Raw genomic sequence first — 15889 nt, 5'->3', positions numbered from 1 at the left:
CCGAGCGTGAGATCAGATCACGGGGACAGGATAGCGGCGGACACGCGCGGCGTCGCCGCCGAGAGCGGCGGCGAGGATGGCGGCGGCCGTCTCGTGCGGGGTGCCGAGGGCGACCCCACCGGCCTGTTCCAGGCGGTCGTACTGCTCGTCGGTGAGGACGAGGTCCAGCGCGGTGAGGTACTCGCCCAGCTGCTCGGTGGTGCGCGGGCCGATGACCGGGATCAGAGCGGTCGACGCCCGGGCGGCGCGAGCCCGCAGCCACGCCACCGACACCTGGGCCGCGCTCGTCCCGGACTCCTCGGCGACGGCGAGGACGCCGTCGAGGAGGGCGGTCGTGTGTTCATTGTCCTCGACGTGCACACCGGCGCCCCACCTGCTCAGGCGGCCCTCCCCGCTGAGCGGGACTCCGCGCGTTCCTCCAGCAGCTCGTGGACCACTCCGCGGCGAGCCGGAGCATGGCCGTCGCCCTGAAGGCGGTCATGGACCTCGGTTCGCCGGTGTTCGCGCAGGCCCGCGCCTCCATGATCGAGACGATCGGCCGGCTCATGACCGCCGCGGTCGCGACCGGCGCGATCCGCTCGGACGTCACCCCCGGAAACCGTCTTCCGGGCCATGGGCGGCATCTGCGCCTCGCACGACCAGCCCGGCTGGGAGGCCGGCGCACAAGCCGTGGTACGCCTCCTGTTCGACGGCCTCCGCCACACCGCCACCGCCCCGCTCTGAACCCTTCCGACCGCACCGGCCGCTCGTACGGGGTCTCCCGCTCAGTCACCCTCTGGGGGCGGCCCGAGCCCGGCGGGCCCTGCGAGCGGCGTCTCGGCCCAGGTCAGCGCCTCGGACGGCCGGCCGGGCAATCCTCCGGGGACCAATAGGGGGACGCGCACGGTCCTGGGTCCACCGGCCCCGTTCCGGGGACCATCGCGCGCTCGCACCACCCGCACAGCAGGCTCGCGTCGGCGCCGACCGCCTTGATACGTCCCACAGCGTCCACGGCCGCCTCGAACCATGTGTCCTCGACGACCACCACCGGGATGGATTCCAGTAGCCGCGCGCTCCGCCACGCGCTCAGACCCGTGATCGACCGAACCGCCTGGACGACGTCCATCCTCCGGCCGCCGGTCCCGGTCAGCACAACGCTGAACTCCGGCTGCTCCACCGTTCCCCCACCTCCCAACCCACCGGAACTCGGATCGCTTCAGCTGGACTCGCGGACGATCAGTCGGCACGGAACGGTGTGCACCCCCGGTGCCGGGTCGGCGTCGATGGCTTCGAGGAGTCGCAGCGCGGCGATCCGGCCGATCTCGGTGAGGTCCATGTCGATCGTGGTGAGGGGTGGCCTGCTGGCCAGGGCCATGGTGTCCCAGTTGTCGTAGCCGACGACCGCGATGTCACCGGGCACGTTGACGCTCCGCTCGCGCAGCGCGTCCGCCACGCCCCGGGCGATCTGGTCGTTGCCGCAGAAGAAGGCGTCCGTGTCCGGTGCCGTGCGCAGGACCGCGTCGGCGGCGCGGCGCCCCCACGCCTCGCTCCACTCCCCGTGGTGCACCCGTCCCGTCGCGAGTCCTAGGGAGGCCCGCTCCAGGTGCTCGATCGCGTGCCGGGCCCGGTCGCGGGCGGCCGCGTGGTGTTCCGGGCCGGTGATGTGAGCAATGCGCGTACGACCCGTGGCCAGCAGGTGTTCGACGGCCAGTACGGCCCCGCCCCGATCGTCGGAGACCACCGAGGTGTCGGCCGGGTCGGTGGACGGCGAGAGCGCGTAGACGATGGGGACGGCCTCGATGCCGTCCAGGGGCGGACGGGGGTCCGTACGGCGGCCGGTGACGATGATGCCGTCCACCCGGCGGTCCATGAGGTTGCGCAAGTGATGCTGTTCCCGGATCGCGTCGCCGCGGGTGTCGCACAGCAGGACGGAGATCTTGCCGGCTCCGAGCGCGTCCTCGGCGCCGAGCAGTACGGGGGTGCTGAAGCGGCCGATGCCGTCGGTCGTCATCAGCCCGACCGTCCAGCTCCGCCCGGTGTGCAGGCTCTGCGCGTGCTGGTTGGGCCGGAACCCGAGTGCGTCGACGGCGTCAAGAACCCGCTGGCGGGTTTCGGGACGCATCCGCCCGCCGCCGTTCAGGGCCTTCGACGCCGTACCCACACTGACGCCCGCCAGGGCGGCGACGTCGGCGAGCTTCGCCGGGCCGGCGGAGCGGGAACCTGGAGCAACGGTCACGAGCAAACCTTTTCCTGGGCGGCAACGACCCGTCCATCGTCGCAGCCTCCCAGGGGTGAGTGCCAGCCGCCGGGCAATAGAAAAATCTCTTGCCGTGACCCTTGACCCGGCTACCCCGCTGCCCTCTACTTCTCGGCAGGAAAAACGGTTGCTCAAACGAGTTCCAAGGACCTCCTGCCTCTCGAGCACGGGGGGCCGTCGCGCCCTGCCCCGCAGCCCGGTCCCCTTCCGCCACCAGCTCTCGGAGAACCATGCCGCGCACAGACTCCGCCCTGTCCTCCCCCACCGACGTCTCGGCTTCCACCGAACAGGGCGCTGCCCCAGTGGGCCCGGTCCGGCTCGGCCCGGACACCCCCGCCGCGCTGCGTCCCGCCGCCGCGGAGGTACGCACCGGCTTCTGGCACGCCCGCCGCGAGGTCAACGCGCACACCTCGATCCCGCAGGGCCCCGCTCTGCTGGAGTCCGCGGGAAACCTGCACAACCTGCGCCTGGCGGCCGGCACGGCCCAGGGCGCGTTCCAGGGCGGTTACCCCTTCGTCGACACCGACGTCTACAAGTGGCTGGAAGCCGCCTCCTGGCAGCTCGCCCAGAGCGTGCCGTCGGCCGACGGCGAGGAGAACAGCGCCGACCTGCGTGAGCTCGCCGCCGAAGTGGAGCGGATCATCGCCCTGGTCGCCGACGCCCAGCAGTCCGACGGCTACCTCAACACCTGGTTCCAGGTCCGCAAGAACGGCGAGCGCTACCAGGACCTGCGCTGGGGGCACGAGCTGTACTGCGCGGGCCATCTGATCCAGGCGGCGGTGGCCCATCACCGTGCGACCGGTCGCGACGAACTCCTCGTCGTGGCACGACGGTTCGCCGACCACATCGACTCCGTCTTCGGCCTTCCCGGCAGCGGCAGGCCGATCGACGGCATCGACGGCCACCCGGAGGTGGAGACCGCCCTCGTAGAGCTGTACCGGGAGACCGGCGAGCGGCGCTACCTGGATCTCGCCGGCTACTTCGTCGACCGTTACGGCCACGGCCTGCTCGGCGGCGAGGCGTACTGCCAGGACCGCGTGCCGTTGCGCGAGGCGGTCACCGTCGAGGGGCACGCCGTGCGCCAGTTGTATCTGCTGGCCGGTGCGACGGACCTGGCCACGGAGACGGGCGACGCCGAACTGCGCTCCGCCACCGAGCGGTTGTGGCGGGCCATGACCACGGCCAAGACCCATCTGACCGGTGGTCTCGGGGCGCACCACGACGAGGAGGACTTCGGCGACCCGTTCGAGCTGCCCAACGAGCGTGCCTACTGCGAGACCTGCGCCGCCATCGCCTCGATCCAGTGGAGCTGGCGCATGGCCCTGCTCACCGGCGAGGCCCGCTACAGCGACCTGATCGAGCGCACTCTCTACAACGGATTCCTCGCCGGTGTCTCGCTGGACGGCGAAAGCTGGCTGTACGTCAATCCCCTCCAGGTCCGCGACGGCCACACGGACCCCGGTGGCGACCAGTCGGCCCGCCGTACCCGCTGGTTCCGCTGCGCCTGCTGCCCTCCGAACGCGATGCGGCTGCTGGCCGGACTTGAGCACTACCTCTCCTCGACCGACGCCGAGGGGCAGGGCCTGCAGATCCACCAGTACGTCACCGGCCGCTACCGCGGTGACCTCGGCGGGACGCCCGTCACCGTGGCCGCCGAGACCGACTACCCCTGGCACGGCGCGGTGTCCCTGACCGTCGAGGAGACCCCGCGGGAGCGGCCCTGGACGCTGTCCCTGCGCATCCCGCAGTGGTGCCACGACTACCGCGTGCGGTGCGGCGACCGGACGTACGACCAGGACGACGCCCCCGTCACCGACGGCTGGCTGCGCCTGGAGCGCACCTGGGCGCCGGGCGACCGGGTCGTCGTCGAACTCGGCCTGGAGCCCCGCCTCACCGCGGCCGACCCGCGGGTGGACGCGGTCCGCGGCTGTGTGGCCATCGAGCGGGGCCCGCTCGTGTACTGCCTGGAGCAGGTGGACCACCCCGGGGGCGGTCTGGACGACGTCGTCATCGACACCGCGCACCCGCTCGCCGTGAAGCAGCGGCCGGATCTGCTCGGCGGTGTCTCCACCGTCGTCGCCACGGGGCATCGGCGCCCGGTCCCGGATGTCGGCTGGTGGCCCTACCGGTCCGCCGACGCCGCCCCTGGCAGCGCGCCCTCGGGAGAACCCGTCGAGCTCACCGCGATCCCCTACTACGCCTGGGCCAACCGGCAGGACGGCAGCATGCGCGTCTGGCTTCCCACCTCCTGACACCTGCCGACCTCCGCAGCCTCCTCCCGGCACCGGCGCACACCCCGTCACCCCGCACGACCACTCATGACAACGAGGTCACCGCAATGCGAAACACCCGCAGAACTCTCCTCGCCGCCTGTGTCGCCGTCGGCACCCTCGCCTCCGTCACGGCCTGCGGGGGCGGCGGTTCGGGTTCCTCCGACTCCACCGGCAAGTCGGCGACGTACACCTTCTGGGACCCGTACCCGCAGTTCGACGCCTCCTCGGACTGGGGCAAGCGCGTCGCCCAGTGCGGTACCGCGGCGGGCGTCAAGATCAAGCGCACCGGCTACGACACCACCGACCTGGGCAACAAGGCGCTGCTGGCCGCTCAGCAGGGCAACGCGCCCGACGTGATGCTCGTGGACAACCCGGTCGTCTCCACACTGGTCGAGGCGGGGATCCTCAACAAGACGAGCGACCTCGGTCTGGACACGTCCGCGATCCAGAAGAACATCATCGGCGCGGGCACCATCGACGGCGCCTCCTACGGTGTACCGATCGGCGCCAACACGCTGGCCCTCTACTACAACAAGAAAGTCCTCACCGCCGCCCACGTCGACCCCGCTTCCATCAAGGACTGGGCGTCACTCACGGCCGCCCTGAAGAAGGTCAAGTCGGCCGGGAAGAAGGGCATCACCTTCTCGGCGATCGGCACGGAGGAGGGCAGCTTCCAGTTCCTGCCGTGGTTCTGGGGCGCGGGCGGCGACCTCACCCACCTCGACTCGCCGAAGAGCGTGGCCGCGCTGTCGCTGTGGAAGCAGTGGGTCGACAAGGGACTGGCGCCCAAGGACGTCCTGAACAACACCCAGACCACCAGCTGGCAGGAGTTCGCCACCGGCGACTACGCCTTCGGTGAGAACGGCACCTGGCAGCTCGCCAACGCGGAGAAGGCCGGCTTCCCGTACGGGGTCGTCAGCATCCCCGGACAGAACGGCGGTTCGGCGCCGGTGCCGACCGGCGGCGAGTTCGTCACCGTGCCCGTACAGCAGGACACCGCGCGCTACGACATCAGCAAGAAGATCGTCTCCTGTCTGACCAGCTCGGAGAGCCTGCTGGCCAGCGACACCGCCCTGACGTACGTGGCGCCCACCGCGGCGGTACAGGCCCAGCAGGTCAAGGCGAACCCGAAGCTCAAGCCGTGGGTGGAGGCCGTGGCCGCCGCGCGTGGCCGTACCAGCGGCGGACTGGGCACCAAGTACCCCACCATCTCGCAGCCGATGTGGACCGCCGTACAGGCGGCCCTGTCCGGTGGCAAGAGCCCCGAGGCCGCTCTCGACGCCGCGCAGACGGCGGCCGGCAAGAGCAAGGGCTGACGCGGCCGGCCGGCAGGAGGGCTGACAGCGCGCGGCACCGCAGGCCGCGTCCCGGACACCGCCACCCGCATCCAGGAGTTCGCATGACCATCGCCCGAGTCGACCGCCGTCCCAAGCGGTCCCCGGCCGCGCCGGGAGCGGCGGGCGGCGCCGACCGGCGTGACGTGCCGCCACGCCGTCGGCGAGGCAGGGACCGGCTGACCGCGCTGGGCTTTCTCGCCCCGCTCGTCGCCTACCTCGCCGCCTTCTATCTCTATCCGCTCTACCGCAACCTCGATCTGAGCCTGCGTGACTACACGGTCCGCTCGTTCGTGGCGGGCGACGCGCCGTTCTCGGGCTGGGACAACTTCTCCCAGGTGCTGAACGACCCGACCTTCGGGCCCGCGCTGCGCAACACGATGGTGTTCACCTTCGTGTCGATCGCGCTCCAGTACGCGGCCGGGCTGGCGCTCGCGGTCTTCTTCAACCGGCACTTCCGTCTCGCCACCACCCTGCGGGCGCTGTTCCTCATCCCGTGGCTGCTGCCGCTGATCGTGTCGGCGTCGACCTGGTCCTGGATGCTGAACAGCGAGTCGGGCGTGGTCAACTACGCCCTGCACCTCGTCGGTGTCCCGCCCGTCGACTGGCTGACCTCGCCGCACTGGGCGCTCGCCTCGGTCGTCATCGCCAACGTCTGGATCGGTATCCCGTTCAACCTCGTCATCCTCTACAGCGGCCTGCAGAACATCCCCGGGGAGCTGTACGAGGCCGCCTCGCTGGACGGGGCGAGCGGCCGGCAGCAGTTCTGGCGCATCACCTTTCCCCTGCTGCGGCCGGTCTCCGCGATCACGCTGCTGCTCGGACTGGTCTACACGCTCAAGGTGTTCGACCTGATCTGGATCATGACCAAGGGAGGTCCCGGCGACTCCTCGTCGACGCTGGCGACCTGGTCGTACCAGCTCGCGTTCGGCACCCTGCTCCCGCACTTCGGCCCCGGTGCCGCCGTCGGCAACATCCTCATCGTCATCGCCCTCGTCTTCGGCCTGCTGTACATCCGCGTCCAGAGGAGGCAGGAAGCGTGAAGTCGCGTACGAGCTCGCGCCGTTACACCGCTGTCGGACTCCTGCTGACCGGGATCATGCTGTTCCCGGTGTACTGGATGCTGAACGTGTCCCTCACCCCGCAGCAGGACATGCGCAAGTCCCCGCCCGACCTGCTCCCGCTGCACCCCACGTTCGAGGGCTACCGGGCCGTGCTGCACGACCAGATGCCCTACCTCGGCACCAGTCTGCTCATCGGCCTCGGTACGGTCGCCGCCACCCTCGTCCTCGCCGCACCGGCCGGCTACTCACTGGCGAAACTCCGCCCCCGCGGCGGCGGCATCATGGGCCTCGCCCTCCTCGTCGCCCAGATGATCCCCGGCATCGTCATGGCGATGGGCTTCTACGGGATCTTCCTCAACCTCGGCCTGCTGAACTCCTGGTGGGGCCTGATCATCGCGGACTCCACCATCGCCGTGCCCTTCGGCGTCATGATCTTCACGGCGTTCATGTCGGGCATCCCCGACGAGCTCACCGCCGCCGCCCGCATCGACGGCGCGGGTACCTGGCGCACCTTCTGGTCCGTCGTCCTGCCGGTGAGCCGCAACGCCCTGGTCACCGTCTCGCTGTTCAGCTTCCTGTGGGCCTGGTCCGACTTCGTCTTCGCCAACACCCTCGACGGCGGCGGCGATCTTCGCCCGATCACCCTCGGCATCTACCGCTACATCGGCAACAACAACCAGGAATGGAACGCGATCACGGCCACCGCCGTCGTCGCGTCCGTACCCGCCGCCGTCCTGCTCGTCCTCGCGCAGCGGTACGTGGCCGCCGGGGTCACCGCGGGCGCGGTCAAGGACTGACCTGGACGTCAGCCACCCATCCACCTCCTCATCCGTCAGGAGAGCCGCCACCCATGCCTGTTCCGAGATCTCGACCACGCACGCCCAGAAGGCCGTTCGACCGCACGGCCGCCGCCGTCCTGGCGACGGCCCTGGCCGCCGCCGCGACCGCCCTCACCGGCACGCCCGCCCAGGCGGCCCCCACCGCGTCCACGACCCTGGTCGTGAACGCCGCCCAGACCCTGCGGTCCGTCACCCATGTCGCCACGGGCAGCCTCTACGGTCTCGCCGACGCGAGCACCCCGGCCGACAGCCTCGTCCAGCCGCTGAAGCCGAACACCTTCGTCCAGATGGCACCCGGCGGCCACCAGTTGCCCAACGGTGAGCCAAGCCCCGCCGGCGACTCCCTGGTCGTCGCCCCCAAGGCCGCCAGGGCCGGTGCGAAGGTCGTCGTCCGGATGCCCGACTGGTACCCCGACTTCCCCTACAAGTGGGTGAGCTGGAGCGACTGGCTGTCCGCCGTCGACACCCAGGTCGCCTCGGTCAAGTCCTCCGGCGCCGGGAACATCAGCGCGTACGAGCTGTGGAACGAGCCCGACTGGACCTGGGACACCACCAACGCCGGTGCCTTCGACGCGGGTTGGGCACGCACGTACAAGGAGGTACGCGCCAAGGACGCCGCCACTCCCATCCAGGGTCCCAGCCACTCGGCGTGGAACCAGAGCTGGATGAGCCAGTTCCTCACCGACGCCAAGGCCAGTGGCACCGTCCCGGACGTCATCGCCTGGCACGAGCTCCAGGGCAGCAAGGACATCGCCGCGCACGTCTCCGCGTACCGCTCCCTGGAGAGCAGCCTCGGCATCAGCCCGCGGCCGATCTCCATCGAGGAGTACGCGACACCGAGCGAGATGGCGATACCCGGCGCCCTCGTCGGCTACGCCGCCAAGTTCGAGCGCGCGGGCGTCCACGACGCGGAACTCGCCTTCTGGAACCACTACGGAACCCTTGGCGACACCCTCACCGACACCGGCGGATCACCCAACGGCTCCTACTGGCTCTACAAGTGGTACGGCGACATGTCCGGGAACATGCTCACCACCACTCCCCCGGCGCAGACCGGCATCGACGGCGCCGCCTCGCTCACCGGTGACGGCCGGCAGATCAGCGTGATCTTCGGCGGAGGCACCGGTTCGACGGCCGTCACCGTGAACGGACTCGGCTCCCTGTCCGCCTTCGGCGGCACGGTGCACGTCAAGCTGGAGTACACCCCGTCCAAGGGCCGCACCACAGCCGTCTCCGCCCCGTACACCATCTCCGAGAGCGACTATCCGGTCAGCAACGGCTCCCTCACCGTCCCCGTCGCGATGAACGCGTCCGACGGCTACCACCTCGTCGTCACGCCCAGCGGTACGTCCGCCTCGCTCGCCGGGCGCTATCAGATCGCCAACAAGAACAGCGGGCTCGCGCTGGACACACAGAGCGCGGGCACCGCACAGGGCACCGCCGTCGTCCAGGCCGCGTCGACCACCGGCACCGACCAGAACTGGACGCTGGTGTCGGCGGGTTCGGGCCTCTACAAGATCGTGAACCAGGCCAGTGGTCTGCTGCTCGGCATCAACGGCATGAGCACCGCTGCCGGCGGTACGGCCCTGATCTGGGGCGACAACGGCACCAGCGACCACCTCTGGCAGCTGATCCCCGCCGACAACGGCTACTACAAGATCGCCAACTACAACAGCGGCCTCCTGCTCGGCGTCACCGACATGAGCACCTCGTCCGGCGCCCAAGTCCTCCAGTGGGACGACAACGGCACCGCCGACCATCTGTGGAAACTCACCTCGCGCTGAGTGCCCGGCCGGACGCTCCCGCGCCTGCCGCCCACCGCGGGCGCGGGAGCGTTCGGCGTCGGCTCGGCGTCGGCGTCGTCGCACACCTGGACGAATATCATGAAATGGTAAATCCAAAGGTCCCGAACGGGGCCGTGCACCGCTTGTCGGCGTGGTCTCGTTTTCCGGGTGCGAAGGCTGTGATGCCGACGATGAGCCTTTCCCGAATGGCACGCCGCACCCGCCTCGGTGTGCTCGCGCCTTGCTGTGCCCTCTTGATCGCGAGCTGCTCGGTCGCTTCAGGCCCGGCAGCCACCACAGCGCTCTCGGACGCGTCGCCCGGCACCACGAACGCAACCAGTTCCGCTTCCGAGCGGTCGGCGCTGAAGCCCATCGATCCGGCCGCATTCCGGTCGGCCGTGGATGCCGCCGCCAGGAAATTGCTCGTCCCCGGGGCGATGGTCCTGCTGCGCACCCCGCAGGGCACGTACGAGGCGAAGGTCGGCGCCACCGGTCTGGCCGGCCACACGCCGCCCGACGCGGGCACGCATTTCCGGATCGCCTCCAACACCAAGACCATGACATCGGCGCTGATCATGCTGCTCGCCCAGGACGGCAGGCTTCACCTCGGCGACCCGGTGTCCGCCTATGTCCCGGACGTACCAGGCGGTAAGCACATCACCATCGCGGACCTGCTGAAAATGCGCAGCGGGCTCTACGACTACACGAACGCGCCCGAGTTGGCGGCGACTCTGGACGCCGACCCGGCAAAGGCCTGGACACCGCAAGAGGTACTGGCCATCGCGTTCCGGCACCCACCGGAGTTCCCGCCCGACGCCTCCTACGAATACTGCAACACCAACTACGCGCTGCTGGGCCTGATAGCCGAGAAGGCGGGCGGACGCCCGCTGGCCCAGCAGTTCCAGGACCGGCTGTTCGGCCCGCTGGGGCTGCGGCAGACCTCGCTCCCCGCCGCCGACGACGCCTCCATGCCGGACCGCTTCTCGCACGGCTACATGTACGGGGGATCGTCCTACGCCCTGGTCGACAAGCCGTATCCGCCCGAGCTGCAGGCCGCCGCGCGGACCGGGAAACTCCCGCCCGTCGACTACACCCACCAGAACCCCTCGTACGCCACTGCCGCCATCTCCACGGCGGACGACCTGTCCACATGGATCCGGGCGCTGGTCTCGGGCAAGGTCCTGAACTCCACGTACCAGCGGGAATGGCTCCACAGCCTGCGACCCGAGGACCCCAAGGCTCCCGACGGACAGCAGTACGGCTACGGCATCGCCTACCAGCGGTTCGGCCCGAACGCCGCGATGTACTACCACGGCGGCGAGCTTCCGGGCTTCAACTCGTTCATCGGCCACGACCCGGACAACGACGTCACGCTCGCCATATGGACGAACCTGACCCTGTCGCCGGACGGCAGGACCACGGCGATCGCCTTGCTGCCCACCGTTCTCGACGAGATCTACGCGGGACTGTCGCTGCCACCCGCACCGGCCCCCACCACCACGCGGTGATCTTCACATGAGACGCTTGCTTAAGTCAATCAATCTGGATTATGGTTGAGTGAGTTAAGCAAACCTGCGCGCTCGACGGAGGCACGTCCATGTCCGACGCCCTTGCCCGACCCACCGACGCCGAGGGCTCCGCCCCGCCGAGGTCGACCGCCGTGGTCGCGGTTCTGGCCTTCGCCGGCATCGTGGTCTCGCTGATGCAGACCCTGGTCATCCCTATCGTTCCGGAGCTGCCGAAGCTCCTCGGCGCCTCGGCGTCGAACACCGCATGGGCGGTCACCGCCACCCTCCTCGCCGCCGCCGTCGCCACCCCGGTCGTCGGGCGCCTCGGGGACATGTTCGGCAAACGCCGCATGCTCCTGATCAGCATCGTCCTGCTGATCTCCGGCTCGGTGGTCTGCGCGCTCAGCGACTCCCTCGTCCCGATGATCGCCGGGCGCGCCCTCCAGGGCCTGGCCGCCGCCGTGGTCCCGCTCGGTATCAGCATCATGCGTGACGTACTGCCTTCGGAGCGGCTCGCCGGCTCGACCGCGCTCATGAGCGCCTCCCTCGGCGTCGGCGGCGCCCTCGGCCTGCCCTCCGCCGCCTTCATCGCCGACAACTTCGACTGGCACATTCTGTTCTGGACCTCGGCCGCGCTCGGCGCCGTCGCCCTCGCGCTCGTCCTGGTCCTCGTGCCCGAGTCCAAGGTCCGCACCGGGGGGCGCTTCGACCTGATCGGCTCCGTCGGCATGGCGGTCGGCCTGGTCTCCTTGCTGCTGGCCGTCTCCAAGGGCGCCGACTGGGGCTGGGGCAGCGCCACCACCCTCGGTCTGCTCGCCGTCGCGGTCGTCGTCCTGCTGACGTGGGGTGTCTACGAGCTGCGCATCGCCAAGCCGCTGGTCGACCTGCGCACCACCGCCCGTCGCCAGGTGCTGTTCACCAACCTCGCCTCGGTGGCCTTCGGCTTCTCGATGTTCGCCATGTCCCTGGTCCTGCCGCAGCTCCTCCAGCTCCCCGAGCAGACCGGCTACGGCCTCGGCAAGTCCATGATGACCGTCGGCCTGGTCCTCGCCCCGCAAGGTCTGGTGATGATGGCGATGGCGCCGCTGTCCGCCGCCATCACCAAGGCCAAGGGTCCCAAGGCCACCCTGATGCTCGGCGCCGTCATCGTCGCCGCGGGCTACGGCCTCAACATCGTGCTGATGTCCGAGGTCTGGCACCTCGTCCTGGTCTCCTGCATCATCGGCGGCGGCGTCGGGTTCGCCTACGGCGCCATGCCCGCCCTCATCATGGGCGCCGTGCCCGCCTCCGAGACGGCCGCCGCCAACAGCCTCAACACCCTGATGCGGTCCATCGGTACGTCGTTCGCCAGCGCCATCGCCGGTGTCGTCCTGGCGCAGATGACCACCAATCTCGGCACCACCGCCCTGCCCTCGGAGAACGGCTTCAAGGTGGTCATGGCCATCGGCGCCGGTGCCGCCCTCCTCGCCCTCACCCTCGCCGCCTTCCTCCCCCGCCAGCGGCCGGCGGGCCCGGCGGCGCCGGTGGCCGGCGGGTCGGCCGAGCGGCCCGCGGAGGTCTCCGGGACGAAGTCGTAAGGGTCACAGAGGGTCACAGACGCGGGGTACGGGCCGACCGTACCCCGTCGGCAGGGGCCCAAGGCGGTCGTCGCCCCGCTCCCGGGGGCGGCGACCGCCTTGGCGCTTCGATCGACCCGGAACCCTCTGCACCCGCGTGGCACGGATCGGCGTGCCGACCGGCACAGGCGTTCGCCGGGTGTCCGACCGGGGTTGCCGGCGTCGCCGGACCGGTCCCCTCGGCCCCTCCTACGGACTGAGGGTGGCGTTGCGTGTGCGTGCGTGCGCGGCGGTGGCCGTCGTACCGCACCCCGTCCAGTGGCCCTGGCTCCCGACGCTCCGAACGCGACGCGGGTCCCCGCGCGTGTCACAGTCCATCGGCCATCCCGTGGCCCGAAGGTGTCCCGTCCACCGTCAGATAGAGGGTGACCCAGCGTCCGACCAGGCGTTCACACCTTGACACGGCATTGCAGCGACCGACGCCCATCACCAGATCGAACGGCAATTCGACACGCATACTTACCGGCTCCTCGGGGAACACGCGTCGACGACAACCACCCCAAACATGCCCAGTTCAACACCCCAGTCCCCCAGCGAGCACCTCTCCTTGACCAACACAGGCGGTCCCATCGTGAGCAAGTCTTCCTTCGCCGAGCCGGAGCAATCCGAATCGCCGGTCCGATCGAAGACTCACCACCGCGAGGTGACCCATCCCGGTCCACTGCCCTCCCTCACCGGTCTGCGCTGGGTGGCGGCCCTTCTCGTCTTCTGCCTGCACACCCGCAATCTGGGCTACTTCAACGGGCAGGCCCGTCACTTCGCCGACTGGGGCTTCGGGGCGGGCTCCACCGGGGTCTCCTTCTTCTTTCTGCTCTCCGGCTTCGTCCTCGGCTGGTCCGCGCGGTCCGACGACCGCCCCACGGCCTTCTGGCGCCGGCGCTTCGCCCGTCTCTACCCCGTCCACCTGGTCACGGCCTGTATCGCGGTGTTCGTCATGGGCATGGGCAAGCCGGCCGGCAGCGCGGCGAATCTGCTTCTCGTCCACTCCTGGTGGCACCCGTGGTGGCAGACACTCGACCCCGTCAGCTGGTCCCTCGCGTGCGAGGCGTTCTTCTACGCGACCTTCCCCGCGTTCGCCCTGCTGCTGCGGCACGCCGGGGCCCTCACCGCGACCGCGCTCGCCGGCGCGAGCGTCCTGACCGTGCTCATCCTGACCCGGGCGGACCTGTACCTGGGTGTCGGCCGCACCCTGTATTCCTTCCCCGCCGCCCGGCTGCCCGAGTTCGTCCTCGGAGTCGCCGTGGCCCGCCTCGTACTCCTCGGCCGCTGGCGCGGACCCGGCCTGGAGGCGTCGGTGGCCCTGACGATCATCGGCTACTTCCTGGTCTCCCAGGTCGGCGGATCGTACGCCTGCGTCGCCTGCACCTTGGTCGGTTTCACCTGTCTGATCCCCGCGGCCGCCCTCGCCGACGTACGCGGCCTTCCCAGCTTGTGGCGACATCCGGCCCTCGTCCGACTGGGTGAACTCTCCTTCGCCTTCTACATGGTCCACCTGCTCGTGCTGCGCGCGGGGCAGCACCTGTTCAAACCGTCGCCGATCGGCGCGCTCACCGCCTTCGCGGTGTCCCTGGCACTCGCCTGGCTCCTCTACGAGTACGTGGAGGTACCCGCCCGGCGATGGCTTCTGCGGCCCTTCATGAGATCCCTGCGACGCACCCTGGTGTCGCGTTGATCAGGCGGGGCCGTCCCACAGGACATGCAGGGTGGGCGGCTTGCGGAAGACCAGCCCGTGCGGAGTGGCCGGGTGAGCCGGGTCGAGGCGCAGGGCGGGGAGACGTTCGAGCAGGCGCTGAAGGGCGATACGGGTCTCCAGTCGGGCGAGGTGCGCGGCGAGGCAGTAGTGCGGGCCGTGCGCGAAGGCCAGCTGGAGACGCGCGTTCTCGCGGCGGACGTCGAACCGATCGGGATCGGGGAAGACGGCCGGATCGCGGTTGGCGCCCGCCAGGGAGACGGTGACCAGTTCACCCCGGCGGATCGTGGCCGGGCCGAGGACGGTGTCACGGGTGGCGTACCGGTCCACGACCGCCGCTCCGGGTTCGAGGCGCAGCGATTCCTCGATCGCGCCGTCCAGCAGGTCGACGTCGTCGCGGACAAGGGCGAGTTGGCTGGGGTGTCGCAGCAGGTGCAGCAGCGCGTTGGTGATCATCGCCTCGGTGGTCTCTATCCCTCCGAACATCAGCACCGCGGCGTTGGACGCCACTTCTGGCAGCGCCAGCCGCTCGGCGGCGGCGCCCAGGAGCGAAGTCGCGCCCCCATCGGCGACGGTGGCTTCGACAGCGGCCCGTAGCCGCGCGTACGCCTCGGCGCCCGCGGGTGCCGCCTCGTGTCCGGCGGTGATGTCCGAGACCGACCGCACGATGGAGTCGTACCAGGAGAGCACCGTGTCCGCGGTGGTGCCGACCAGTCCGAGCGCCTCGGTCACGACGGCGACGGCGAGCGGGCCGGCGAAGGCACGTCGCAGTTCGACGGCGCCCGCCGGTTCCAGCGCGGTGATGAGCCGGTCGGTCTCCCGCTCGATGAACGAGGCGAAGCCGTCGCGTACTTCCCTGGGCCGGAAGGGAGCGGAGAAGGGCTCACGGTGGCGTGCGTGCTCGTCACCGTCCAGGGACAGCATGCTCGGGCCGACGACCTGTGCGGTGGAGAACCGGGGGTCGTCGACGGTGAAGGTCACGGGGTCCCGCATCACGCTCAGCGCGAGATCGCGACGGGTCACCAGCCAGCCGTCCAGCTCGGGCAGCCAGGAAACGGGCTCATGCGCACGGAGCCGGGCCAGTCGCGGATGCGGATCCGCGGCGAGTTCGGCGAGCGTGGTCGCGGCACCGAGCGGGAAGGAGCCGACGGCGCTCATCGCAAGCCTTGGCCGGGCACGGGGAATTGGATCACAGCCAAGGCTAACAATCGTGCTGAAGGCGAGGCCGATGGGGGCGCGATAATTTACCGAGGCCAGTCAAGGGAATCCGGTGTGAATCCGGAGCTGACGCGCAGCGGTAAGGGTGACGGGCCGGGGCAACACGAAGCCACTGGACGGCGGTCTTACGTGACCGGAGTCCGGGAAGGCGCCTCGTCCGGGCGATCCCGAGTCCGAAGAGCTGCTGGCGGACCGTACGAACGGGCCCCGCGCCTGGGCCCTCGGCGCCAGAGGATGTCCCGTGCCCGTTGCGCGCCCAGCCCGCCGCTGTGCCCTGCTCCTGTCCGGGGCCCTGTTGCTGACCGCTTGTGGCGGCGGCTCGTCCGC

Annotated in this window: 13 protein-coding genes, 1 pseudogene and 1 riboswitch; of the genes and pseudogenes, 9 read left to right on the top strand and 5 right to left on the bottom strand. The window is 70.2% G+C overall.

What is annotated here, in order from left to right:
- Nucleotides 1–12: 12 nt before the first annotated feature.
- Nucleotides 13–360, bottom strand: a complete 348-nt coding sequence (locus ACFVWD_RS32155) for an aldo/keto reductase (RefSeq protein WP_389601178.1) — start codon at nt 358–360, stop codon at nt 13–15.
- Between the two features lie 56 nt (nt 361–416).
- On the opposite strand from ACFVWD_RS32155, the pseudogene ACFVWD_RS32150 reads away from it, so the two are divergent.
- Nucleotides 417–584 (top strand): annotated as a pseudogene (locus ACFVWD_RS32150) (TetR/AcrR family transcriptional regulator); the annotation flags it as partial.
- 242 nt (nt 585–826) lie between these two features.
- Here ACFVWD_RS32150 and ACFVWD_RS32145 read toward each other — a convergent pair.
- Together ACFVWD_RS32145 and ACFVWD_RS32140 are read right to left on the bottom strand one after the other, a co-directional pair.
- Nucleotides 827–1132, bottom strand: coding sequence for a ribosomal protein L7/L12 (locus tag ACFVWD_RS32145; RefSeq protein WP_389601240.1), 306 nt, complete (start codon nt 1130–1132; stop codon nt 827–829).
- 63 nt (nt 1133–1195) lie between these two features.
- The gene (locus ACFVWD_RS32140; RefSeq protein ID WP_389601176.1) at nt 1196–2215 is read right to left on the bottom strand and encodes a LacI family DNA-binding transcriptional regulator; all 1020 of its coding nucleotides are present in this window, start codon (nt 2213–2215) and stop codon (nt 1196–1198) included.
- Between the two features lie 251 nt (nt 2216–2466).
- Between ACFVWD_RS32140 and ACFVWD_RS32135 the strand changes: the two genes are divergently transcribed.
- From ACFVWD_RS32135 to ACFVWD_RS32105, 7 genes are all read left to right on the top strand, one after another.
- A complete protein-coding gene (locus tag ACFVWD_RS32135; protein WP_389601174.1) occupies nt 2467–4488 on the top strand; it encodes a glycoside hydrolase family 127 protein in 2022 nt (673 codons plus the stop codon).
- 86 nt (nt 4489–4574) lie between these two features.
- On the top strand, nt 4575–5825 hold the full coding sequence (locus ACFVWD_RS32130; RefSeq protein WP_389601172.1) for an extracellular solute-binding protein: 1251 nt from the start codon (nt 4575–4577) through the stop codon (nt 5823–5825).
- An 83-nt stretch (nt 5826–5908) separates the two neighbouring features.
- Nucleotides 5909–6886: a carbohydrate ABC transporter permease gene (locus ACFVWD_RS32125; protein WP_389601170.1), complete on the top strand. Its 978-nt coding sequence runs from the start codon at nt 5909–5911 to the stop codon at nt 6884–6886.
- Entirely contained in the window at nt 6883–7704 is an 822-nt protein-coding gene (locus tag ACFVWD_RS32120; protein WP_389601169.1) for a carbohydrate ABC transporter permease, read from the top strand. The genes ACFVWD_RS32125 and ACFVWD_RS32120 overlap by 4 nt, the downstream gene beginning before the upstream one ends.
- 53 nt (nt 7705–7757) lie before the next feature.
- Entirely contained in the window at nt 7758–9530 is a 1773-nt protein-coding gene (locus ACFVWD_RS32115; RefSeq protein ID WP_389601168.1) for an RICIN domain-containing protein, read from the top strand.
- A 191-nt stretch (nt 9531–9721) separates the two neighbouring features.
- Nucleotides 9722–11038 (top strand): serine hydrolase domain-containing protein, encoded by a 1317-nt coding sequence (locus tag ACFVWD_RS32110; protein WP_389601166.1) that lies wholly within the window; start codon nt 9722–9724, stop codon nt 11036–11038.
- Nucleotides 11039–11127: 89 nt separating this feature from the next.
- Entirely contained in the window at nt 11128–12615 is a 1488-nt protein-coding gene (locus ACFVWD_RS32105) for an MFS transporter (protein WP_389601164.1), read from the top strand.
- 346 nt (nt 12616–12961) lie between these two features.
- Here the strand turns inward: ACFVWD_RS32105 and ACFVWD_RS32100 are convergent, their stop codons facing one another.
- Complete coding sequence (locus tag ACFVWD_RS32100; protein ID WP_168505094.1) at nt 12962–13111, bottom strand: hypothetical protein; 150 nt, start codon at nt 13109–13111, stop codon at nt 12962–12964.
- 114 nt (nt 13112–13225) lie between these two features.
- Between ACFVWD_RS32100 and ACFVWD_RS32095 the strand changes: the two genes are divergently transcribed.
- Nucleotides 13226–14326 carry an acyltransferase family protein gene (locus ACFVWD_RS32095; RefSeq protein ID WP_389601162.1) on the top strand — a complete coding sequence of 367 codons (1101 nt, stop codon included), beginning with the start codon at nt 13226–13228 and terminating at the stop codon, nt 14324–14326.
- Here ACFVWD_RS32095 and ACFVWD_RS32090 read toward each other — a convergent pair whose 3' ends face one another.
- Nucleotides 14327–15502: a cytochrome P450 gene (locus ACFVWD_RS32090; protein WP_389601160.1), complete on the bottom strand. Its 1176-nt coding sequence runs from the start codon at nt 15500–15502 to the stop codon at nt 14327–14329. It abuts the gene before it with no gap.
- 79 nt (nt 15503–15581) lie between these two features.
- A riboswitch (cobalamin riboswitch) is annotated at nt 15582–15766 on the top strand.
- Nucleotides 15767–15889 lie beyond the last annotated feature (123 nt).

Source organism: Streptomyces sp. NPDC058086 (assembly GCF_042885015.1).
Lineage (GTDB): Bacteria > Actinomycetota > Actinomycetes > Streptomycetales > Streptomycetaceae > Streptomyces.
Note: the sequence above shows the minus strand (reverse complement) of the source record. Positions and strands in the feature narration are given on the sequence as shown.